Annotated in this window: 17 protein-coding genes; 3 read left to right on the forward strand and 14 right to left on the reverse strand. The window is 45.7% G+C overall.

Translation table 11 applies throughout. From position 1 onward, the window contains the following. Positions 1-37: 37 nt before the first annotated feature. Together AC58UW_RS28665 and AC58UW_RS28670 are read right to left on the reverse strand one after the other, a co-directional pair. Entirely contained in the window at positions 38-2,581 is a 2,544-nt protein-coding gene (locus AC58UW_RS28665) for an asparaginase domain-containing protein (protein ID WP_497423969.1), read from the reverse strand. Positions 2,582-2,602: 21 nt separating this feature from the next. Continuing rightward, positions 2,603-3,772: an asparaginase gene (locus AC58UW_RS28670; protein ID WP_497423970.1), complete on the reverse strand. Its 1,170-nt coding sequence runs from the start codon at positions 3,770-3,772 to the stop codon at positions 2,603-2,605. A gap of 373 nt (positions 3,773-4,145) precedes the next feature. Between AC58UW_RS28670 and AC58UW_RS28675 the strand changes: the two genes are divergently transcribed. Beyond that, entirely contained in the window at positions 4,146-4,838 is a 693-nt protein-coding gene (locus AC58UW_RS28675; RefSeq protein ID WP_497423971.1) for an MBL fold metallo-hydrolase, read from the forward strand. A gap of 84 nt (positions 4,839-4,922) precedes the next feature. Here the strand turns inward: AC58UW_RS28675 and AC58UW_RS28680 are convergent, their stop codons facing one another. The 11 genes from AC58UW_RS28680 to AC58UW_RS28730 all read right to left on the reverse strand — a co-directional run bounded on the left by AC58UW_RS28680 (position 4,923) and on the right by AC58UW_RS28730 (position 17,695). Beyond that, positions 4,923-5,747: a carbohydrate ABC transporter permease gene (locus AC58UW_RS28680; RefSeq protein ID WP_497423972.1), complete on the reverse strand. Its 825-nt coding sequence runs from the start codon at positions 5,745-5,747 to the stop codon at positions 4,923-4,925. 15 nt (positions 5,748-5,762) lie between these two features. Further along, complete coding sequence (locus AC58UW_RS28685; RefSeq protein WP_497423973.1) at positions 5,763-6,692, reverse strand: carbohydrate ABC transporter permease; 930 nt, start codon at positions 6,690-6,692, stop codon at positions 5,763-5,765. 22 nt (positions 6,693-6,714) lie between these two features. Further along, a complete protein-coding gene (locus AC58UW_RS28690; protein WP_497423974.1) occupies positions 6,715-8,037 on the reverse strand; it encodes an ABC transporter substrate-binding protein in 1,323 nt (440 codons plus the stop codon). A gap of 34 nt (positions 8,038-8,071) precedes the next feature. Continuing rightward, positions 8,072-9,115 (reverse strand): serine hydrolase domain-containing protein, encoded by a 1,044-nt coding sequence (locus AC58UW_RS28695; RefSeq protein ID WP_497423975.1) that lies wholly within the window; start codon positions 9,113-9,115, stop codon positions 8,072-8,074. Beyond that, positions 9,093-9,950, reverse strand: coding sequence for a MurR/RpiR family transcriptional regulator (locus tag AC58UW_RS28700; protein ID WP_497423976.1), 858 nt, complete (start codon positions 9,948-9,950; stop codon positions 9,093-9,095). Before AC58UW_RS28700 ends, AC58UW_RS28695 begins: the two co-directional genes overlap by 23 nt. 251 nt (positions 9,951-10,201) lie before the next feature. Further along, complete coding sequence (locus AC58UW_RS28705; RefSeq protein ID WP_497423977.1) at positions 10,202-11,356, reverse strand: glycoside hydrolase family 88 protein; 1,155 nt, start codon at positions 11,354-11,356, stop codon at positions 10,202-10,204. Further along, positions 11,350-12,477 carry a glycoside hydrolase family 88 protein gene (locus AC58UW_RS28710; RefSeq protein ID WP_497424002.1) on the reverse strand — a complete coding sequence of 376 codons (1,128 nt, stop codon included), beginning with the start codon at positions 12,475-12,477 and terminating at the stop codon, positions 11,350-11,352. The genes AC58UW_RS28705 and AC58UW_RS28710 overlap by 7 nt, the downstream gene beginning before the upstream one ends. Positions 12,478-12,521: 44 nt before the next feature. Next, the gene (locus AC58UW_RS28715) at positions 12,522-14,294 is read right to left on the reverse strand and encodes a hypothetical protein (protein ID WP_497423978.1); all 1,773 of its coding nucleotides are present in this window, start codon (positions 14,292-14,294) and stop codon (positions 12,522-12,524) included. 26 nt (positions 14,295-14,320) lie between these two features. Beyond that, the gene (locus tag AC58UW_RS28720; RefSeq protein WP_497423979.1) at positions 14,321-15,841 is read right to left on the reverse strand and encodes a type 2 periplasmic-binding domain-containing protein; all 1,521 of its coding nucleotides are present in this window, start codon (positions 15,839-15,841) and stop codon (positions 14,321-14,323) included. A gap of 41 nt (positions 15,842-15,882) precedes the next feature. Further along, complete coding sequence (locus tag AC58UW_RS28725) at positions 15,883-16,761, reverse strand: carbohydrate ABC transporter permease (RefSeq protein WP_497423980.1); 879 nt, start codon at positions 16,759-16,761, stop codon at positions 15,883-15,885. A gap of 28 nt (positions 16,762-16,789) precedes the next feature. Further along, on the reverse strand, positions 16,790-17,695 hold the full coding sequence (locus tag AC58UW_RS28730) for an ABC transporter permease (protein WP_497424003.1): 906 nt from the start codon (positions 17,693-17,695) through the stop codon (positions 16,790-16,792). Between the two features lie 309 nt (positions 17,696-18,004). Between AC58UW_RS28730 and AC58UW_RS28735 the strand changes: the two genes are divergently transcribed. After that, positions 18,005-20,332 (forward strand): AraC family transcriptional regulator, encoded by a 2,328-nt coding sequence (locus AC58UW_RS28735; protein ID WP_497423981.1) that lies wholly within the window; start codon positions 18,005-18,007, stop codon positions 20,330-20,332. Positions 20,333-20,434: 102 nt separating this feature from the next. Here the strand turns inward: AC58UW_RS28735 and AC58UW_RS28740 are convergent, their stop codons facing one another. Continuing rightward, on the reverse strand, positions 20,435-21,010 hold the full coding sequence (locus AC58UW_RS28740) for a TetR/AcrR family transcriptional regulator (RefSeq protein ID WP_497423982.1): 576 nt from the start codon (positions 21,008-21,010) through the stop codon (positions 20,435-20,437). A gap of 150 nt (positions 21,011-21,160) precedes the next feature. Between AC58UW_RS28740 and AC58UW_RS28745 the strand changes: the two genes are divergently transcribed. Next, positions 21,161-22,354, forward strand: coding sequence for an MFS transporter (locus AC58UW_RS28745; RefSeq protein WP_497423983.1), 1,194 nt, complete (start codon positions 21,161-21,163; stop codon positions 22,352-22,354). The last annotated feature ends 284 nt before the right edge of the window (positions 22,355-22,638 follow it).

Consider the following 22,638-nt stretch of genomic DNA (forward strand, 5'->3'; position numbering starts at 1 on the left):
ATAGAAAAGCCACCCCGAAGGGTGGCTTTTTCATCTCTTATTTCCGCTGCAGCATTTTCATAAGCACCTTAACAGCTTCTGCCCGTGTAGCCGTATCCGCAGGCTCGAACTTATTACCGCTGCGTCCGTCGATAATGCCCAATAAGCGAATACTTTCTACCTTGCCTTTCGCCCATGCTGGGATATCTTCGTCATCGGCAAAGCCGGTTGTCGCTTGCGATGCTGGCGTCGAACCCAGAGCCGCCGAAATCATAGACACCATTTCCACGCGGGAAATCAAGCTGTCCGGCCGGAAAGTCTGATCCTCGTACCCTTGGATGATTCCCAAATCTACCGCTTGAGCCACCGCAGCTTCTGCCCACAAAGGGATCTGCTGCTTATCTGTGAATTCGAGCACTTTACCCTTTTTGTCCACCTTCAGCGCGTTCATCAGCATGACGGCAAACTCGGCTCTCGTAACCTGATTGTCAGGTTTGAACGTTCCGTCTGCATAACCGCTGATGATTTTCAGCGTTACAGCTTGCTTGATGTCAAGTATCGCCCAATGTCCAGCTGTATCCGTGAAGGAAAATTCCGTACTCACTGGACTCTTCGGTTTGTCCACAGCAAATACAGCAAACTTCGTAAAGTGTTCAACTTCCACTGTTATTTTGTTATCCACTACGGTTCCGCCAATTTCAATCCATGACTTTTTGGTTTCATCGTAATAAAAAACAGACGGCTGCTGATTTTGACCAAGCTTAGCAGGATCGAACAAGAGCGAGATGCTCACTGGCTTGTCGAAGTTCTGCGTGAAATTCTTCAATATCTCAAAAACGGAGCTGAGCAGCTTACTGCTATCGCTAACGAATCCACTTACATTTTGCAAGGCCTCAACTGTTAATCGAAGCTCTTGACCTGTCGCTCCTTCAGGTATCGTAATCCAAATGGCATCCTTCCAACTTACGCTGCGAGTGCTGCCTGCTGGAACCGTTACATCTAGCTTGTCGGATTCGGCAGCCGAGCCTGAACTCGAACCTGATGAGTCTGATGAACTTCTTGGTGAAGTCTGAATCGTTTTGCTAAGTCCGATACTCTCATTACCTGCCGCATCTATCGCTGTAACACTAAACGTATAGGCGGTACCTGCCGTAAGTGAACTGAGATTAAACGAATAAACATTTCCTGTAACTGAGGAATAAACAACGTTAGAAACGGATGAATATACGCCATTAGTTACCGAAGCATAGACATTCCCAACCACCGTGCCGCTTCCCGTATCATAAATACGATATTGCTTCACGCCAATATTATCCGATGCTTCCGGCCAACTTAATGTCAGGCTGTTCTGTGCAACATTCGTAGCCTGAAGCGTACTGTCTTGCGGCCACACGGGAGCCTCGATATCAGGCGCTTGTGTCTTGAGTTGAATTGCTTGAGTCCCGACAGTGCCAAACCAATTCTTGATTGTATTAAAATCGTTAGAAAAAGCTAATGACAACAGAAGCATGATTCTGGCATGCTGCGGATTTAAGCTGTCTCCGGCAATAATACCGTTGCCACCGCTTGGGTACATCGTGCCCGATCCGGTTCTTGTTGTGGTGACGAAAATAACGCCTTGTTTGATGGCATTACTACGGGCCGTGCTCATCTTGGACGAAATTCCTCCTGCGCCCGTGCCAGCGGTCACAATCCCCTTCGCTCCTTCCCCCACAAACCCTTTAATAGCACCAGTTGAACTGTCTTGGTAGCCATAAACGATTTCTACTGCCGGAAGTTTATCCTTAGTAATTTTTTTCAAGTCAAACGGGGTTGCCCAATCGGCTCGACCTGCTTTAAATCTTTTCGCAGTGGTGCGATATATACGTATGTTAGTCTCATCAATATAACCAAGTGCACCTAGAATCGGTGTTTCGAACGTATCCATGCGCTGCGCATTTGTTTTGGTTACATCCCTTGCCGCTTGAATGATGTCATTCAGCATGACAACGGTGCCGAATGATTTCGTTTTACCGCTGCCCGCAAGCTTAATTGCATTATACAAATTCGCTGGACCATCTGTTCCGATGACGTCCCAGGGTCTCATAGCACCAGTGACAACGACCGGCTTTTCACTTCTTACCGTGAGGTCAAGAAAATAAGCAATCTCCTCCATGGTGTCTGTTCCAGTGGTAACGACCACGCCGTCATATGCTTCTAATGCCTGATCTACCGCAAGTGAAAGGTCGTATAAATCGCCCATCGAGTAGCTGCCAGAACCTTTATTCCCGAATTGATATGTATTCACATTCGCAACTTTGTTTTTATTCGGCAGTTGATTTACAAGGTCAGACATTAGATACGTTCCTGCCTGATAGGTTTGAAAACTCGTTGCATCCCTTGCTTTACCTGCCAATGTTCCACCGGTTGCGATCACAACAACGTTAGGCAGCTGAATGTCTCTGTTATCGGAAAGCGGGGGAATCGGAAAAACAGTTCCCGAAGCTTCCGCCGCACCCGCTTTTAACGGATGGATCAACATAACAGACAGCAGCAGTACCAGAGACAAGAAATAGAGCGGGATCAGGCTTCTTTTGAGATTCGGATGATACATATCATTCATTAAACCTTACCTCCCGCTGAATTATGATGCCTCTTCCACATCTTGGGTACCATAAGTGCCAAACCAACCTTTTATCACATTAAAATCACTTGAAAATGCCATAGAAAGTAAAAGCATAATTCTAGCATGCTGCGCGTTCAAGCTGTCTCCGGCGATGATGCCGTTACTTGAGCTAGGATACATGGTACCTGAACCTGTGCGTGTCGTTGTCACGAAAATAACGCCTTGCTTAATAGCATTGTTGCGCGCTGCGCTCATCTTCGATGAAATACCGCCCGCACCTGTTCCAGCCGTCACAATACCCTTGACGCCGTCGGCTACCAGACCGTTAATTGCACCGCCTCCAGCATCTTGATAGGCAAAAGCAATTTCTACGGCAGGCAGCTTGTCCTTGGTAATGCTCTTCAAGTCGAATGGAGTCGCCCAATCAGCTTCACCAGCTTTAAGTGCTCTAGCCGTTGCACGATAGATACTAATATTCGTTTCATCGATATAACCAAGCGCACCAAGGATTGGCGTTTCAAAAGTATCCATACGGTGAGCATTCGTTTTGGTCACTTCTCTGGCTGCCTGAATGGTGTCATTCAGCATAAGGACGGTACCAAACGATTTTGTTTTTCCACTGCCTGCAAGCTTAATGGCGTTGTACAGGTTCGCCGGACCGTCAGTTCCGATGACGTCCCAAGGCCTCATAGCTCCAGTGACGACAACCGGCTTTTCACTTCTAACCGTGAGGTCAAGGAAATACGCGATTTCTTCCATCGTATCTGTCCCGGAGGTAACAACCACGCCATCATAGACTTCCAATGCCTGATCCACAGCAAGTGATAGATCGTACAAGTCGCCTATGGAGTAACTGCCTGACCCTTTATTTCCAAATTGATAGGTGTTCACATTAGCAATTTTATCTTTATTCGGCAATTGATTTACCAAGTCAGACATCAGATACGTTCCTGCTTGATAGGTTTGAAAGCTGGTTGCATCCGTTGCTTTACCTGCAAGCGTTCCACCGGTTGCGATGACGATAACGTTAGGCAATTGAGGATTTCTGCTGTCGGATAGCGGAGGAATCGCCGCAGCCGCACTCGCAGAGGTCGGATTCATAAATACCAACATCATACTAAAGAGAGCCAAGACAAGTAACGGGATGAGGACCTTTTTGCTGAGTTTACTTTCATGAATAAATGTCACGTAAGAAAACCTCCATGTTAGGTATTTTTGAATTTAAACGTTTAAACTCAACTCAATTTTATTTTATGTTATATTATTTATCAAACACATAACATATCAGTTTAAACGCTTACAATTAAGTTTATCGCTATTTTACGTGAAGATTCGCTAGATTTTCTATCTATTTAATATCTAGATTACATAGGAAAATCTGGAATTTTAGCGTTACTTTTCTCATATATAACATATACATATCACAAATGTGACATTTAAGTGTTTACATCCAAATACTAGTCCCCACCTCCTCGCCCCCTCCCTTTTATCCCAATACGCAGAACTTGTTTTTCTACAGTAATAAAGGAATAATAAGAGAGTATCCAATCTTAATTAGGCGGTGTTCGAATTGGTTCAATTGGGCTCAGGCATTACAACTATTCAGCTAGGCGCAGCAAACAGCAGCAACCCCTTCATCCCAACCATCCTGTGGGACGATCAAGACGTCATTCTCATCGATACCGGTATCCCCGGCCAACTGGATCTGATTCGTGCCGCGTTCGAGGAATTGTCGATTCCTTTCGAGAAGTTGACCAAAATTATCATTACTCACCAAGACATGGATCATATCGGCAGCTTGCCAGCGCTGGTACAAGCCTTAGGAAACCAGGTTCAAGTGCTTGCCCACGAAACGGCCGTACCTTATCTGGCTGGTGAAATCCCGCTCGTTAAGAGCAAAAAGCACGCCACGCCTGTCAAGGTCGACGTCGCGCTGCATGATGGCGATATTCTACCTTTTGCTGGCGGCATTCGAGTCATCTATTCGCCAGGCCACACGCCGGATCATACCTCTTACTATCATATCCCGAGCAAAACCCTGATGGCAGGCGATGCTCTAACAGCGAAGGACGGCGTTCTGCAATCCTATAATCCAGCCTACACACCGGATCAAGAAACAGCACTAGCATCCATCGCCAAGTTCCAAGAACTGGAGCTTGAAGCGATCATTGCCTTCCATGGCGGTGTTTGCACCGACAATCTGCAGGAGCGCCTGCAGGAAATCGTTACAGCCGGACCCGTCGTGAACAGCTAATTAACGTTATAAATAAAAGAACCTCCAGTTCCACTACTTTCGCGGACTTGGAGGTTCTTTTTTTGCCTTTTTTTCAAAACTGAATTATTTTACCGCCCCTGCCGTCATACCTTCCATGAACTGCTTGGAAGCCAAGAAGAAAATAATCATCATAGGCACAGAAGCTAAGGTTAGTCCAGCGAACAGCATGCTTAAGTCTGTCGAGTACTGCCCGAACAAGGATAACATGCCGACCGGAATGGTCTTCTTCGTATCTTCTTGTATGAAAATAAGCGGGAAAAAGAAATCATTCCATGCCATGATAAAATTCATAATCATCACAGTCCCAAGCGCAGGCCGGATTAAAGGCAGTAAAACATGCCACATAACACCAAAATCAGAGGAACCATCGATGCGTGCCGCTTCTTCCAACTCTTTTGGGAGTGTTCGGAAGAAGCCTGTTAAGATTAGAATCGCGAGTGGCATTCCGATCGCCGTATACACACTAACCAACGACCAAATACTATTTAACATCGAGAGTTTCTTCATTAAAAGAAACAAAGGTACGATCCCGAGTTTAATAGGTATCATCATGCCCAAGAGAAAGAAAAAGAACAAGGCTCCATTCCAGCGGAACGGATATCTGGCAATATAGAAGGAAGCCATAACACCAAATAGCAAAATGAGAACCACTGACACAACACTAACTACAAGGCTATTCCAGAAATAAGAGAAGAATGGTATTTGATGCACTAATTTACTGTAGGCCGCAAATGATATGGAAGTTGGCAGTGACATCGGATTCTTCAAAATTTGGATATTCGTTTTCAACGAGGAGGTCAGCATCAGAAAAATCGGATACAAACTGACCAGTGCCCCCAGATACGCCGCAGCGTATTGGAGTCCCCGAACTGATTTGTTGGTTTTCATGGTCCGCCTCCTGTTTTAATGCTGAGCCGATTGGTTCCTAGTGAAGTACAGGAACAAAGCGGAAATCGTTGCAATAATGAAAAATAATACAACAGCTAGTGCAGAGCCAAGACCAAGTGCAACCGAATCTCCGCCAGACGAGCCGCCAAATGCAATGCGATAAAAGAATACAGCCAACGTATCTGTCGAGTTATAAGGCTCACCTTGCGAGCCTTCCATTGCATAGATCAACTCGAAGGCTTCGAAAGCATGGATAAACGTAAATACAGTTATAATAATCAGAGACTGACTCATCATAGGCAGGATGATTGAGCGAATTAATCGAAAACCTTTAACGCCATCCAACCTAGCTGCTTCAATCACTTCCGTAGAAATCGCATGTAAACCGGCAAGAAAGATTAGCATCGAGAAACCAACGCCAAACCAACTATTGACGATTGTTATCGAGGTTAACGCCGTAGCCGGGTCCCCCAGCCAAGGCTTGGCCCATGAAACAAGACCTATTTTTTTGAGCATGACATTCACGACACCATTATTCGGGTTCAACATGAGCTTCCACAAGAAACCTACCACGATGACAGATAGCAACCTCGGTAAGAAATAAGCCATTTTCAAGAAATTAGAACCTTTAAGTTTACTATAAACAAGATAAGCAAGCACAAAAGCAAGTACATTTTGCACAGCCATCTCTACGGCAAAATAATAAAGATTATGGCCAAATGCGTTCCAAAACAGGTGATTGAACGGCTCTTTCGTAAACAAGCTTACAAAATTGCCTACACCAACGAACTCTCCACGGACGAGACCTTTCCAATCATAGAAGCTGTAACCAAACGCGGAAAGAATCGGGTAAATAACGAACATTATATACACTGCGAGGGCAGGGACAGGGAACAGATGAACTGCTCCCTTTTTCCACCCGGACGTTTTGGCCAAGTTATTCATGTCCCCAACACCTTTTCTTTACTTATTTCTTTGGTTTAAACCAGGTATCTGCACTCTTTTGAACTTCCTCTGTCACTTGCTCCGGTGTTAATTTGTTCAAGTACATACCTTGGATTGAATTTTCCAATGTCGCTTTCGTCGTCGGGTTACCTGCATTAAAATAAACGACTGCTGCGTAAGGCGTGGCGATCGTATCAGCATTTTTGGCAATTTTGGCTACCAATGGATCATTTGCTGCTACGCCTGGAATCGTGCTTGGTTTTTGCAATTCATTCACAGCAAGCGATCCGAATTCTTTCGTCGTCAAAAACTCCATGAATTTCAGAGCTTCTTGTTTATGAGCGGATTTGGCATTCACGGAGAATGAACCATCTACCCAAGTGGTTACTGTTTGCTTGCCATCTGCCTTCACTGGCGGAACTGGGAATACGTCCATTTGTAAATCTGGATTGGTTTTCTTCATGACCGCATACTCCCAATCTCCCATTACCATCATAGCCGCTTGCTCAGTAACAAACATATTTCTCATGTCGTCCATGCCGATTCCTACATAATTATCTGGGAAATAGGGTGTCAATTCTTTCAGCATTTTAATCGAACCCACATACTCCGGATTTTTGAAATTCGCAGCACCGCTAAGTATTTTCTTCATGAAATCAGTCCCATAAACAGATGGCCCAAGCGTCCCTTCTGTCAGCGATAGAATCCAACCTTCTTTTGAACCAAACGCGAAAGGCGTTACCTTATTTTTCTTCAATGTATCCGCTGTTTTTAGGAGCTCGTCCCAAGTCTTAGGCTCTTGAAGATTGTACTTTTGGAAGATTTTCTTGTTATAAAATACTTGCGTTGAGCTGAAAACGGTTGGAACACCGTATACTTTACCGTCGGAACCCGTAGCAGCAAGCAAGGTATCTTTCGAGAATACATCCATGCCTTTAACATTAGTCAGCGGCTCCAAGTAGCCGGCATCCGCCAAAGCAGCACCTGCCGCATAAGGGCGAAGATGAATAATATCAGGACCGTTACCACTTTGCAGACCTGTATTCAGAGCTGTGTTATACTCCGTATTCTTGGTCGGTTTAAACTCGATATCAATATTCGGATTTTTCTTTTTGAACTCAGCAATGATCTTTGTGTAAGCTTCTGTATCTTCTGTACGCCAGCTACCCATTGTCAACTTTACTTTATCCTGTGGTGCTGCTGTTGTTGGTGCAGTACTTGCTGTACTTGCTGTACTTGCTGCACCAGAGGTTGCACTTGGCGTTGCGGTGTTACTGCTGCATGCTACAAGCATGGAGGATGCTGCGACCATCGTTAATACTGCCCCACTGAATAAACGTTTCATAGAAAAAGCCTCCCTTTAATTTTCATATCTATGTTTAACCTCCAGAATAACAAGAGGACCAAACCGCTTCATGCAAAATCGGACGCAATTCTCGAATCTTATTACTTCTTCCAAGATGAACGGCATTTGTTAAAAATACCACGCTTATCCCTTGTTCCGGCTCTATCCATAAGCTTGTTCCCGTGAAGCCTGTATGACCAAAACTTCGTGAAGGCCAACTCACACCGCAACTAGGTACAAAAGCGGGATCATGGCTAACCTCCCAGCCTAGTCCGCGACCTCGAACCGGATGCCTTATTGCTTCTTGCATTAGCCATGGAGGCAGTATGTCTAGGCTTTCCGGTGCTAACCACCATCTAGCATAACGTGCCAGATCATCTGCCGTAGCGAACAATCCCGCACTTCCGGACACGCCGCCAAGCTGGAAACTCTTCTCATCGTGAACTTTGCCTATAATGAACGATCCATTTACAAATTCCGTAGCAGCCACTCGTTCTATCAGCTTATCTTCCGGATTATAAACGGTATCACGCATCCCAAGTGGATTAAATACATGCTTCTTAACGAAGCGATCGAGCTGTTCTCCAGTTACACGTTCTACGATGATCCCAAGCAGGATCATGCCAAGATCGCTATACCGCATATCTTCACCCGGCAAATATTGCAGCTCCTGCGCGTAAATTTCCGCAAGAAGTTCTGGCCGCTTTTCCTCACGCGGGCGAACAGGCAAATCCGAAGGTAGCCCGGATGCGTGCTGTAAGAGATGACGTATGCTTACTAACGGATGACGGAATGCAGGCAAGTACTTTTGTACAGGGCTATCTAGGGAAATCTCGCCCTTCGCTACCAAGATGAGAATCGCCGGCAGTGTTGCTGTTACCTTCGTCAAGGAGGCAATGTCAAACAGTGTATTTAAGCAGATCGGGCATTCCTCGCTGCCATTGGAGAAAGAACCATAAGACTTTTGGAATCGAACACGGTTCGATAACGTGATATCCAGAACAACACCAGGCAAAAGACCCTCTTGCAACCAACTATTTACCAAGCGATCCACTTTATCCAATGCGCTTACCCACACTAACCGCTTGTCGGGTCATATCCAGCGATTTCACACTTTCCTCGTAATGAAAACCAGCGATTCCAACATACAAAATATCTATGACATTCAGTTGGGCAATTCTTGATGCCATCGCCCCGCTGCGAATGCTTTTCTCCAGGGTACTAATAAACAGCTGAATATCAGCAAGCTCGGCTACCGGATTAGATCCGAATCTAGTCAACGTAATGACCACTGCGCCATTCTTCTTAGCAACAGCGAGCGAACGAATCATATCTTCTGTTTGACCTGTGTATGAAATCCCAAAAACTACATCACCAGGAAGCATGTTAGCAGCAATCGTAGCTTGTGAATCGAACCCCGTACCAATCTCGCACCAACGGTTGATCCGCGTTAGTTTTTGCTTGAAATCCTCCGCAATGACTCCCGAGGCTCCGACGCCGAAAACACCAATTTTCCTTGCAGCACTTAGCGATTTTATAGCTTTCTCTACATTTTCCGGCGAGAGCACGGTTAGCGTATCTTGAATCGAAACTATATTGTTAGTCGTAACGGATCTAATGAGTTCCCCAATTGAACTATTTGCATTAATTTCCTGATACGTCTCTGTCGGCAATGACGGCTGGGATAAATCGCCAGCAATTCGCATCTTAAGTTCCTGATATCCTTTGAAATGAAGCGAACGTGAAAGTCGTATAATTGTCGCTTCACTAACACAGGCAAACTCTGCCAGCTTCTGTACCGAAAGACTAACCACCTCTTGCGGATGTTCCAAAATATATTGTGCAACTTTGCGCTCACTCGGCTTCAAGCTTGCCATAGCAGCTTCTATGCTCACTAATCCACCTTTTAACATAGTCAACATCCTCAATGGTTATTTCTATAAATATTTCGATGTCAATTAAGTTCACTTATAGTCCTCATTATAATAAATTTTATTTCATTTTGTAAAGGCTTTTATGAAATTTTATTTCTATTATGTCACGTAACCTATCATGTTTTTTATCTCAGTTAACATCACCTTATATCGACCCGCATTATCGTCAATTCGCAGTAACCCGCAACAAAAAATCCCGATATGAATCGGGATTAATCAAGCAATTCTTTTTACCAGAACAACTGCTCCTGGCCTCTGAGTTTGGCAAGAGCTTCAACAAAGAAATAATCCCCATAGATAAGCGGCAGATTGACATACCTTCCCGAATTGAAATTGACTGTTCCCATTCGGATTAAGCCTTCTTCCCCGTCGTCATCCCAAGTTCCATAATTCTCATAAAGCGATTTGACGATTCGCGAAGCCGATTGCAGGAATCGTTCCTGCTCAGACGAATCGACCGCTTTGGCGATTTCGAGCAAACCGCTTGCTGCACAAGCTGCAGCTGAAGTATCGAGACCTAGCGGGCTGGCTTCAGGTGCTCGGAAGTCCCAATGCGGCACATGATCTTCGCGCAGGCCCGCGATAAAGAAATGAGCAACCCGCTTAGCCCCAACCAAATACCTCGGCTCTTTCGTATAGTTGTAGGTCAGAATCATCCCATGCAGCGCCCATGCCGCTCCGCGAGACCAAGCCGAAACAGGGGAGTAACCCTGTCCTCCTTTGACCTCTACGACCTCGCCTGTTTCCGGATCGAAATGTACAATATGACGCACAGCTCCATCCGGGTCAATGAAATGCTCCAGAACCGTATCCGCATGTGCCATTGCAACATGTGCAAACCTAGGGTCATTCAACGTCTTCGATGCCCAAAATAGAAGCGGAAGGTTCATCATTGTATCAATGATGGACCAGCCGGTCCGAATGGAGGTCGGCTTATCATTCCAGGCCCGAATGAATCCCCCTCGCAGGTTAAACCTGCCTGCCAAATGGCTGGCAGCAACAAGCCCTCGCCGTTTGGATTGCTCGTTGCCTACTAGCTTATATTGTGCAACGCTAGTCAAGCTCCATAGGAATCCAGCGTCATGGTCGATTTTATCAAATTGCTGCAAGGTTTCGTCCATTAACTCTTCGGCTTCTTCCGCAATCCTTCGCAGCGAGCTATCCCCGGTTTCCCTGTATAGCAGCCACAGCAGTCCAGGCCAGAAGCCGCCTGTCCACCAAGCAACAGGCATCGCGTCATACGTGCCTTCTTTGGAAGCATGCGGGAAGCTGACACCGATGCGCTTACTTGTCTTTCCAATTTTCAGAATGACCTGTTCCCAAGCTTCGTCCAGCCACTCTGTGTGATCAGTTCCCATCTGATCTGCTTTCATCCTGCCTACCATAGAACTTCCTTCTGGCCTTTGAGCTTGGTCAATGCCTCTACGAAGAAGAAGTCACCGTAAATGATTGGAACATGATTGGGATAACGTTCGGATTTATAATAGATCGTCCCTTTGGTAATGAGACCTTCTTCCTCGCTGTCCCAAGCGCCGTAGTTTTCGTAGAGCGATTGTATGATACGTTCACCCGCTTTTCTATAGAGCGCGGCTTCGAGTTCGGGAACCCAATTCGCAATTTCGAGCAGTCCGCTAGCTGCACACGCTGCTGCTGATGTATCTACACAGTCCTGCTCTTCCTTCGGAGCGCGGAAGTCCCAATAAGGAACATGATCCTCAGGAAGCGCTGAAATGAAAAAGTGGGCAATACGTTTCACGGCATCCAGATAGCGCTGCTCTTTCGTATAGCGGTAAGTTAGCGCAAGACCATGCAGCGCCCAAGCATTTCCTCGGGACCATGCAGAGTCCTGAGAATAGCCTTGTCCTGCACGAACCTCCACCTGATCTCCTGTATGTGGATCAAAGCAGACGATATGACGCACAGACCCATCCTCGCGAACGAACTCTCGCAGCACCGTGTCGGCATGCGCCACCGCGATGTATGTAAATCGCGGATCGTTCAGAGTCTCCGATGCCCAGTACAGAATAGGCAAATTCATGGTACAGTCGATAATCGCCCAGCCGGCGCGACTTTCTATCGCACTGTCCGACCAAGCACGGATGAAGCTGCCCTTCAAGTTGAAGCGACCAGCCAAGTGACTTGCCGCAATCAGCCCGCGCCTCTTCGACTGTTCATTTCCTGTTAACTTATATTGAGCAACGGCTGACAAACTCCACATGAACCCTATATCATGACTCAATTGGTAAAAATTTTCCAGAACAGCGTCCAGTTGTTCCTCGCAAGAAGCGGCGTATTCCCTGAATTGTTCGTCGCCGGTTTCCCGGTACATCAACCAAAGCAATCCTGGCCAGAAACCGCTTGTCCACCACTCTGCTTTGGTACTGTCATACTTCCCATTCACTGAAATGTGAGGAAAGGTTGCTCCAATCCGCCGGCTTGTTTGACTGACCTTCTCAACCGTACGCTCCCATGCTTCATCCATCCAAGTCCTTGTTTGTGTACTCATCTGTGTCATTGCCAATTCACTCCTTATCCCTAGATTCATTCAATTTACAATTTGCTTAATGTTACTCGGTACGATGTCTTTTTCCCTTTCGTTGCATACATAAGCGAGCCCAGCTTGCCATTCCGAGACAGCCCATTACGATCGGTCAGCGTCAATCCTTCATCCGCAGGTTCAAGAATTTCTACCTGCTGCATTTCATCTCGCAGCCTCACCTGAGACTGACGGCCTTCGAGGGTAACCTCCGACTCATCCCTACCGTCGAATAATAGAACGGGAATTTCCTCATGGAAGTTCATCGAGCCTTCATCTTCAACCGTCACACCGTTTTTATCCAAAGTAATCGTACGTTTCCAAATATTCACGGATAATCCGCCAATATACGTAAGCTGAGCCACAACTCGATCCGGATGCTCTTCCATAATATCCACCTGCACCTCATCGAGCTCACCACGCGTCATATCAGCAGTTCGCTGCCATTTGTCACGGTAGTACGTGCTGATCGCATAAGAAATTGCGCCTTGATCCGGGTTTTTCTCCAGTGCAACCATATCCGCAGGTCCAATCGGCAGTGTTAATCCGCGTTTTTGAATACGAATGATGCCCGTAGGATTATAGTTCCTTTCTCCCTTTGTTTGGATAACAGCGTAGTACCCGCCACCATTCAGCACTAGCTTTCGAAAATGCGGTTCTATCCAGAGAGCGAACCCGCCTGTTTCGGCGGGGCACTCTTCTTCAACAATCGTGTCGTCAGCTTGCGCGTAACAGGCCGCCAGCATGAAGCCACACAATAAGTTGTACTGAGAGTGATACGAATATCCCTCATAGCCCACACGTTCGCTAGGATCATACCAGTTGCGCACAATGTTCAGCTCACCGCTTGGTCTCACCCAGCGGGTGATAGAAGCAAGCGACAGCTTGGCTGCCCGTTTGAAAGCACCTGCCATTGTTTGATTGCCCAGCGATTGATAATGTTTCGCATACGTTTCAAACACGTAGCACTGCTCTGCTTCGTTCCATTGATGCTGAGCACTGCGGCCGCCCAACAGAATTTCCCCTGTCGGGCTCTGCATAAACAAGGATGTGAGGGCTCCTTTTAACGATGCATCGCTTAGAAATTCCTTGTGCCGCCCGTTATACCCGTGATTCAGCATCATTTGAAAGAATAAACGAGAGAATAAGTCATAGGATAACGGTCCATTCGGATCTACATACATGCCGAGCTCTGTCACTAGAGGCACCTGAATATCGAGATTTTCATCAATCTCTGCCAGATTGCCGCCAAGCCCCTGCTCCAAACGCATGACTTCTCCCGCATAAGCGACCACCGACCAGTTATGAAAAGCTTGCCGATAGGCAATCTCAGACTTCACTTGGGCGAACATATCCTGCCATTTCGCCACTAACGCCGGATCGACAATATCCTTCAGCCAGATATAGGCATGGACGATTTGCGTTGTATAGAAATTCCCATGATTGTTGCATTTCGCATTACCTTCGATGAGACACTCGAGACTGAACGTCATGGCCCTGCACGATGGCTCCAGTAAATCCGTTCTTCCTCTGAATTTCACCAAAGCCGCTGTCGTCGCTGCAAAACAGGGCGTAGAATACTGCCTCTCCCCGCCGATAATAGGGTCTAAGATCGCCCCTCTCTCATCCTGATGTTCTCGGAAATAGTCCACGATCCCCTGAACCAAGTCCAAATATGTCTCACGGTTCACACCCGTATCGCTGCTAACTGCCGATGTATCTTGCCTGATAAGAAACGCCGCCAATTTCAATTCAATGTCGCCAAATGTAGTCATCGTGGAAGCCACCGCCTCTATCCCCTTCCCCAAACTCGTTATTTTTTGCCCATTCTAACGTTGTAAGCTTCGTTAATCTCCGTCTCAATTTTCTTAAAGTTGGCATCGTTCTTCAATTGATCCACATAGGCGTCCCAAGCCCCGATTGGCTCTTTGCCCATAATGACTTTCACTTTCAGAGCAATAAGCTTCTTGGTATAATCCGCTCCCAGCTTCTCATCTGTTACCGAGTACAGACCTTTGCCGTAATCGGGGATACTCACCTTTGCCCGCTCATCAATAATTTTCTTGTTACGCTCAAAAGTTACAGCATCCATACCGACACGATACGCCCGGAAATATTTATCATAACTTTGATAGATTTGTCCAAAAGACTGTGAAGATACCACATCTTTCGTTGCTTGCGGCGTTGCGATTTTAATCCCATTTTCTTCTTTGTAATGGGTATCCTTAATACCATAATTCCCTAGCGTAGACCCTTCGTCAGATGCACCGTAATCCATAAATTTCAATATTTTCTTCAACTTCGCCTCTGGCACCGTTTTCGGGATTGCGTACATGCCGAAAAAGCCTGCATCTCGGAATGTTACGCCATTAAGTGAGATTAGCGGCAATGTATCCGCTTCTTTCACGCCTAATTTCCTTAGATCTTCGACATCTGGCCAAGCAGCTTCAGGCGGACCGTAATACATACCGCCTTTATTGGATTTCATCATAGACGAAGCCTGTGCCGATTTTAATACAGCAAAGTCTTGAGGAATCAGCTTCTCTTTATACGCCTTATTGAGCCAGACAAGCGCCTCGCGTGTTCCAGGTAAAATGTTTTTATTGATCAGCTTTCCATCCACCATGGCATATTCGCCATTCGCCTTATTGAAAATGTTCTCGACCCAAGCAAGCGTGTTCATGCTTGTTTCACTTGCAAGTCCGACCATTCCGACAGTGTCCGCCTTGCCATTGCCATCGGGGTCTTTTTCTACAAAGGCTTTGATCACCTCATAAACTTCATCCATATTCGTTGGTGTCTTCAAACCGAGCTTATCCAGCCAGTCCTTACGAACATAAGGAAAGCTGCCGCCTTCCGTTGGCCGCACACGGGGAATTCCAAAGTTCTTCCCATTGATTCGCGTGTAAATCCACGTATCTTCAGGGAACTTCATTAAATTTGGATAATCCTTCAAATAAGGTGTTACATCCCAAAAGGCGCCTTGATTGACCATGGACGTAAACTGCGACGAATTAATATTGCTGATAAACATCAAATCTGGAATATCTCCCGATGCGAGCATCACATTCGCTTTTTGCTCAGCCTCCGTACTAATCCAGGAAATATTCAATTTCGTATTGGTACGCTTCTCAATCTCTTTCGTAATCACATTATCCTCACCAGGAGGCTCCGTACCGAAGAACGTAGTAAAAATGCTAATGTCTGTCGGTGTCGTGTCTTCTGCCTTACTTGTCTTTGAATCCTCGCTCGCAGTGCCCCCGCATGCAGTAAGTAAAGTCGATAAAACAAGCGTCGGAGCCAACATGGAAAGAATTGTTTTTTTCATCTTCATTTCATGACCACCTCTATACAAATTGGATTAAACTTAGGAATTCACTCCTTGACTGAACCAACCATTGCCCCTTTGGCAAAATGCTTTTGTAAGAACGGGTACACGCACATGATCGGTAAAGTGGCTATAACAACTGCTGCCATCTTCAGCGTCTCTGCCGGGAGTCTGACATCCTGCATCGCCGCTTGCCCCATCTCACCTCCCCCGGCAGTCGAAGGATCAAGCAGCATGTTTCGCAAAAGCACCTGTAGGGGCAGCTTTTTGAAATCGTTGATATACATGACCGCATTAAAATACGTGTTCCAATAATGGACAGCATAGAACAAGCCGAAAGCGGCCAATGCCGGCAAAGAAAGCGGAAGAATGATTCGCCACCACACCCCGATATCTGAATTACCATCAATGATAGCAGCCTCTTCCAGGGAAACCGGGATGCTGTCAAAAAAACCTTTCATCAAAATCACATACCAACCAGTCGTCAGGCTCGGAATGATCAGTGACCAAATACTATTGATAAGACCAAGCTCTCTGACCAGTAAATAGTGAGGAATTAATCCAGGACTAAATAACATCGTAATTAGAATCATAAGCATCATCCATTTACGACCCATTAACCTCTTTCTTGACAGCCCATATGCCATTGCTGATGTGATGATCAGTGAAAGGCATGTGCCAACAGTTGCAAGAAACATGCTGACACCCAAAGCCCGCGGAAACGCTTTCGTAGAAAGCAAATATTGATAAGATTTAAGACTCCACTCTGTTGGAAATAATATCAGGCCGCCTCTGTAATATTCGGTTGGTTCCGTAAAAGATAGAACGAAAACGTAATAGATCGGGAACAGACATATCAGTCCTATTAGGCCTAATAGCATGACATTTAGGTTATCAAACCACTTATCACCTAGACTTCGTTTCATAGTGATGCGCTCCTTTCCGGCTTAATCATTAATAGACGCCTTCTTCGCCAGCTTTTTTGGCTAATTTGTTTGCAAGAATAACAAGTACGAGTCCTACGATCGATTTGAAAAATCCTATGGCTGTACTGTAACTAAATTGTCCATGCTGGACACCTGCCCGGTACACATACGTGTCAAATACATCCGCTACAGCGTTCACTGCTCCGTTCATCATCAAATAGATATGTTCGAAGCCTACATCCATAATATCACCCAGTCTGAGAATCAGCAGGATCACGATGACATTCTTGATTGCAGGAAGAGTGACATGCCACATTTGACGAAACCGGTTTGCTCCATCCATTTTGGCTGCTTCATATAATTGTGGATCTACACCAGCAATCGCTGCCAGGAAGAGGATGGTCCCCCAACCGCATTCCTTCCATATTGTTTGACCAACAATTAATCCCCAGAAGATGTCTGGATTCGTCAGAAAATCAAATTTGGCTAAGCCTAACGCCTCGAACACTTTATTGACTATTCCCTCAGACTGGGACAGCATCAAGAACGTAATGCCGGAAATAATAACCCACGACAGGAAGTGGGGCAAATAGACAACAGATTGAATGATCTTTTTGTACCCCGTGTGACGAAGTTCATTTAATAATAGTGACAGCATAATAGGCAATGGGAAAAAGAAGAACAACTTCAAGAACGAAATGGCCATTGTATTGCGAAATAAAATCCAAAAATCTGGCGTCGAGAAGAAGCGCTCGAAGTGTTCGAATCCCACCCATTTACTTTTTAGCACTCCCAAAAATGGCGTGTATTCTTGAAAAGCAATAAAAATACCATACATAGGGATGTATTTGAACACTAGGAAGTAAAGAAGACCTGGTAATACTAATACATACAAATATCTATCACGCCGCAAATTATTCCAGAACAATGACATCTTCCTGCGCTTTGGTTCCTGACGTATGGCCGATATCAAAGTGGTTTGCCTCTGACCCGTTGTTTGGCTCAAACTTGGTTGCCTCCTTAACTGTGTGTGCTTCTTGATGAAATAAGCGTACAGGCAGGCGTTATTTCCAACAACCTCATTTTTTTGCCGTGTTTTATCAGGCAAATCCCAATCTCTTACTGGTCAATAGTACTTTTTTGCCCTTATCACTTTTTTGCCGAGACGATTTAATGATTGACTCACTCATTTGTGTGCTAGATACTTAAAATGTCTATCTTATTTCTCAGTTAAGGAGAATATATGCGAACCTTCATCAAGAGCAAAAAATACCGATTTCATAGTACTCTCTACCGCAAGAACTTGCTTCTGGTCTTATTGATAACCTGCCTGCCCGCTCTCCTTATCGGTATTGGCATTTATTATTTTGGTGTTTCGCGAATTGAACAAGAAGTGAATCACACCAATCAAATGCAAGTTACGCAAGCAACCAAAATCTTGGATACTTACTTTGCTCAATTGGAAACCCTTACAGTAAAATGGGCGTTCAATCCTGCCTTTGATATTAGTATCAACGAATTTAATTTACATCAGCAATATGAAGAAGTTTGGGAGCTTTACAAAGCTCTATCTACAATTAAAAGTTCTACCCCCATCATTGAGAAAGTCATTCTATTTCTCCCTGATAATAACATCCTCATTTCGAATGAGGATGGCGTGACTTCACTGACGGGCACTGAGGAGCAGTCCGCTTACTCTGCCTTGATGCAAGCCGAGCAGAGCCTGTTCTGGACGGATGAATTACCGCCGCTTTCCGGACATGACTTGGGGGTGGCGCTCGTGCAGAAGCTTCCGCATGCACCTGGAAAGCCCGAGGGTTCTCTGGTCATTTACTTGGATCAAAACCGGCTTGCCGAGCTCATGAACGGAGTCAGCAGTGAAAACCAAGTGGATTCCTTCCTCTATCATCAAGGAGGAGATTGGGTTTTATCGCTCAAAAACGGGAAATGGCATGATTCCACGCCAACACAGAAAACCTTGTTAATTGAAGCCTTGAAAGACCAAAAGAAGATGGATGCTTTTACATTTCGGATGAATGGCAAGAGTTATTCGCTATCCTATAAAAAGTTTAGCCGAACGAACTCGCCTTGGATCTATGTGACAGCTACATCCCTTTCCCAGCTGACAAAGCCGGTTACATACCTATACCATCTGATCCTAGGAGTCAGCCTCTTTGCTTTGACGCTGGCTGCCATTCTATCTCTGGTTGCGTCCCGTCAGCTTTACAAGCCCATCCAGAGACTCGTTAGGGTTTTCGGAGGCGTGCGCGATCTTACACCAGATGATCATGACGAAGTTCATGTGATCGAAAACCGCTGGCTGCACTTGACCGCAGAGTCTCAATCTCTCAAGAAACGGATTGACGAACAGCTTCCTTATTTGCGCGAGGGGTTTCTGCTTCAATTGCTTCAGGGACATCTACATGCCTTATCCGAAAAACAGCTGCAAGACCGCATGATTCGACTTGGTTGGCATCCGGAAGACAAACGTTACAGCGTTTTACTCGTTCGCTTACTAGGCCTAACCGAAAACAATCGATTTCGAGAGGGTGACGAACATCTCGTTTCGTTCTCGGCAACCAACATTATCATTGAATTGTTTGAGCACAGAGAAGGTTTAGAAGGTTGTGTCATTAACTTTCAGAACATGACAGTTGGACTGCTCGTCCTTGTTCCGGACAATTGGGAGTCACAGCAGCTTCGTGGCGAACTCTACAGCTTAGCCGAAGAAATCAAATTGAAGATGACACAATTGCTTAAAATAAACATCACTCAAGTCATTGGAAAGTCCACGCTTTCCGCTCAAGAAGTCCACGAAGTTTTTGAAGAAGCGCATTATGCACTTGGCTACAGGGATCTGAATGATCCGAATCAAATCATGGATATGGAAGATATTCTTCCTCCAAGTAAACAAGCCTTCTCTTATCCATTCGAGCTGGAGAAAGAACTATTGCAAGCGATACGAATTGGAGATGAAGGTGAGACGGAACATTTAATCAAACATTTTATCCATAAATTGGAAATTGAAGGAAAGGAGATGTACGTGCGTCAAGGCATGATGCAGTTCTTGGGTGTTCTGCTGCATGCTTTATTGAAATGGGGGTATGGTTCTTATGAAATCAACGTGCTCTATGAGCAATGGGCCCAGCTTCGTGAGACCAAGGTCATGCAGAAATGGATGGTTGCCACGATCATTCGCCCATACTGGGTGGAAATTGCTGAGATTCGCAGCACCCAAGAGAAGAGAATCGAATACTCCGTTGAACGGGTATTGAACTTGCTTCAGGAACACTATGCCAATGACAGCTTATCTCTGGAATGGTGCTCCGATACCATTGGGGTCAATCCTTATACCTTAAGCAAGGCGTTTAAGCAGCAGACCGGGGTTAATTTCATCGACTATTTGACTGATTTACGCTTAGACAAATCATGCCTGCTGCTGACTGATACAGATATGAAAATTAATGATGTCGCCAGCCAGGTCGGCTATCAACCTTCCTATTTCAATCGTATATTCAAAAAACGGGAAGGGATTACTCCGAGCCAATATCGTAAAAGCTTAGAAAGCTAGCACCTACGCTAATGAACCCCCTTGTACAGAGGGTCAACACCGCGGATGCAAATCCGGAAATAAGATTTCATGACTACAAACCATAATGAAAATTATGGTTTTTTATTTTGAGATTAATCCATTGAAAACGGTAAAGATCATCCGCTTAACTCTCTCCGCAGTTAATGGCTCTCCGGTAACCAGCAAGCGGTAAAACAAGGGGCCGTAGATCAGATCGATACTGGACTGTACATCCAGTTCTTTGCCTAACTCATCGCGATCGATCCCTCTTCTTAGAATCATGGCGGATTCCGCGCGGCGAGGCTTAATATAGTATTCTCGGAAAACTTGGATTAAGGCAGAATCCATCTGCCCTTGACCGATTAACTCAGCGATCACTCTTCCTTCCTTGCTTTCCATAAACAAAGATAAGTTTACAGCATGTATCGTAACATCATTCAGGACAGAACCTGTATCAGGGACAGGCAGCCGACTTGCCGCAGCTTCAAAAAAACCTTCTGCTACGACAGCGGCTTTATTCGGCCACCATTTATAGATGGTCGCTTTGCTTACGCCTGCTTTCTCAGCAATTTTGTCGATGGTTACCTCTTCAAAGCCGGTTTCCAATAGCAGCTCATATGCTACTGTCAATATCACATGTTGAAGCTTCACATCTCTCGGGCGACCTTTTTGAGCCATTCACTTGACCCCTTTCTATCCTTTGCCATCAGTATATCTGAAATTTAGCGTATTTACAAAACGCTACGTTCAGTATATAGTGATACTACCGATTAAGTAAACGCGACGTTCACTTAATGCGAAATCATCCTGTAGAGGGGGAGCATTGCTATGAGCCAGTCCATTTCAAAAGCGCAAAACGAGATCTCAACAACAATGATGGTTGTCCTGGCTGCGGCATGCGGCCTTATTGTAGCTAACCTTTACTATTCTCAAACCCTTGTGGGTCCTATCAGCACAGCGCTCGGTCTGCCTTCAGGAGCTGCCGGGTTGATCGTAACCTTCACGCAAATCGGCTATGTAGCTGGCTTGCTGTTTATCGTTCCGCTGAGCGATAAGATAGAGAATCGCCGACTGATCGTGACTTCTCTGGCCATCGTGGTCTTGGCCTTAATCCTGGCCGCTGTCTCCTCGGGATCCGTCCTGTTTTTGACAGCTGCCTTATTGATCGGGTCCGGCTCAGTCGTCGCGCAAATCCTTGTCCCCCTTGCCGCATTTCTGTCAAGCGAACAGCAGCGCGGCCGAGTCGTTGGTAACGTTATGAGCGGCCTTTTGCTTGGCATCATGCTCGCCAGGCCGATTTCCAGTCTAGTCGCTGGCATTTGGGGATGGCGGACGATATTTGTGCTATCTGCCGTTGGCATGGCTCTTTTGGCTCTTATACTGGCGAAAGTACTCCCAAAAAGGAACCCCGAAAACACCTTAACCTATACGCAGCTTGTGGCATCCTTGGTGGAACTGTTCAAAAAGAATCAGATATTGAGACGGCGCGCTTTTTACCAAGCTCTTCTGTTCGGTTCGTTCAGTCTCTTTTGGACGACCGTGCCCCTCAGATTGGCGGATGAGTATGGTATGTCCCAACAAGGCATCGCTTTATTCGCCCTTGTTGGCGTGGCCGGAGCTATCGCAGCTCCTATTGCGGGAAGATTGGCGGACAAAGGCCTCACCAAGACGATCACCATTGGCGCCATCGTGACTGCGGTCTTGTCCTTTCTGCTCATTGCCTTGATCCATGACAATTCACTTTTATCACTCGTGCTGCTTTTCGTTGTCGCGGTGACGCTTGATATGGCGGTTTCGGGTAATTTGGTCGCCAGCCAAAGAATTATTTATTCGCTCGGGAATGAAGCCAGAGGTAGACTGAATGGCTTATTCATGGCTATTTTCTTCATCGGGGGAGCGGTGGGTTCATTTTTAGGAGGGTTAACCTATGCACATGGCGGTTGGATATCGAGTACTTGGATCGGGGTGGCATTGCCTTTCGTCGCTTTCCTGTATTTCTTGACGGAGCGCAAGTCCCGTTAAGATCAATAAGACTCGATTTCAGAGGAATAATTTTCCCCTTCATATAAGCCTCTTAGATTTATTAGGAATTTTCTATTGCGCTGCATAGCATCTGAACGAAATTCAAAAAATAGACTGAGATGCACTTTCCCCAACTCCCAAAGTCTATACTGCACTTTGTCTGTTTGATTTAACAACTCGGGCATGCAAGACAAAAGGAACTACAGGACGCTATTTGTGCGATATCAGAAGATTTGAGGGTCGCAGCGGAACTACAGTGCTCTATTTGTCCAAATAACCTTACA

This window comes from Paenibacillus sp. J22R160 (assembly GCF_059692135.1).

What these genes read in the sequence shown, in the direction of transcription:
- AC58UW_RS28665 (WP_497423969.1), bottom strand. Translation starts at nt 2,581, where the DNA reads ATGAATGATATGTATCATCCGAATCTCAAAAGAAGCCTGATCCCGCTC.
- AC58UW_RS28680 (WP_497423972.1), bottom strand. Translation starts at nt 5,747, where the DNA reads ATGAAAACCAACAAATCAGTTCGGGGACTCCAATACGCTGCGGCGTAT.
- AC58UW_RS28685 (WP_497423973.1), bottom strand. Translation starts at nt 6,692, where the DNA reads ATGAATAACTTGGCCAAAACGTCCGGGTGGAAAAAGGGAGCAGTTCAT.
- AC58UW_RS28690 (WP_497423974.1), bottom strand. Translation starts at nt 8,037, where the DNA reads ATGAAACGTTTATTCAGTGGGGCAGTATTAACGATGGTCGCAGCATCC.
- AC58UW_RS28700 (WP_497423976.1), bottom strand. Translation starts at nt 9,950, where the DNA reads ATGTTAAAAGGTGGATTAGTGAGCATAGAAGCTGCTATGGCAAGCTTG.
- AC58UW_RS28705 (WP_497423977.1), bottom strand. Translation starts at nt 11,356, where the DNA reads ATGGTAGGCAGGATGAAAGCAGATCAGATGGGAACTGATCACACAGAG.
- AC58UW_RS28710 (WP_497424002.1), bottom strand. Translation starts at nt 12,477, where the DNA reads ATGAGTACACAAACAAGGACTTGGATGGATGAAGCATGGGAGCGTACG.
- AC58UW_RS28720 (WP_497423979.1), bottom strand. Translation starts at nt 15,841, where the DNA reads ATGAAGATGAAAAAAACAATTCTTTCCATGTTGGCTCCGACGCTTGTT.
- AC58UW_RS28725 (WP_497423980.1), bottom strand. Translation starts at nt 16,761, where the DNA reads ATGAAACGAAGTCTAGGTGATAAGTGGTTTGATAACCTAAATGTCATG.
- AC58UW_RS28730 (WP_497424003.1), bottom strand. Translation starts at nt 17,695, where the DNA reads ATGTCATTGTTCTGGAATAATTTGCGGCGTGATAGATATTTGTATGTA.
- AC58UW_RS28735 (WP_497423981.1), top strand. Translation starts at nt 18,005, where the DNA reads ATGCGAACCTTCATCAAGAGCAAAAAATACCGATTTCATAGTACTCTC.
- AC58UW_RS28740 (WP_497423982.1), bottom strand. Translation starts at nt 21,010, where the DNA reads ATGGCTCAAAAAGGTCGCCCGAGAGATGTGAAGCTTCAACATGTGATA.
- AC58UW_RS28745 (WP_497423983.1), top strand. Translation starts at nt 21,161, where the DNA reads ATGAGCCAGTCCATTTCAAAAGCGCAAAACGAGATCTCAACAACAATG.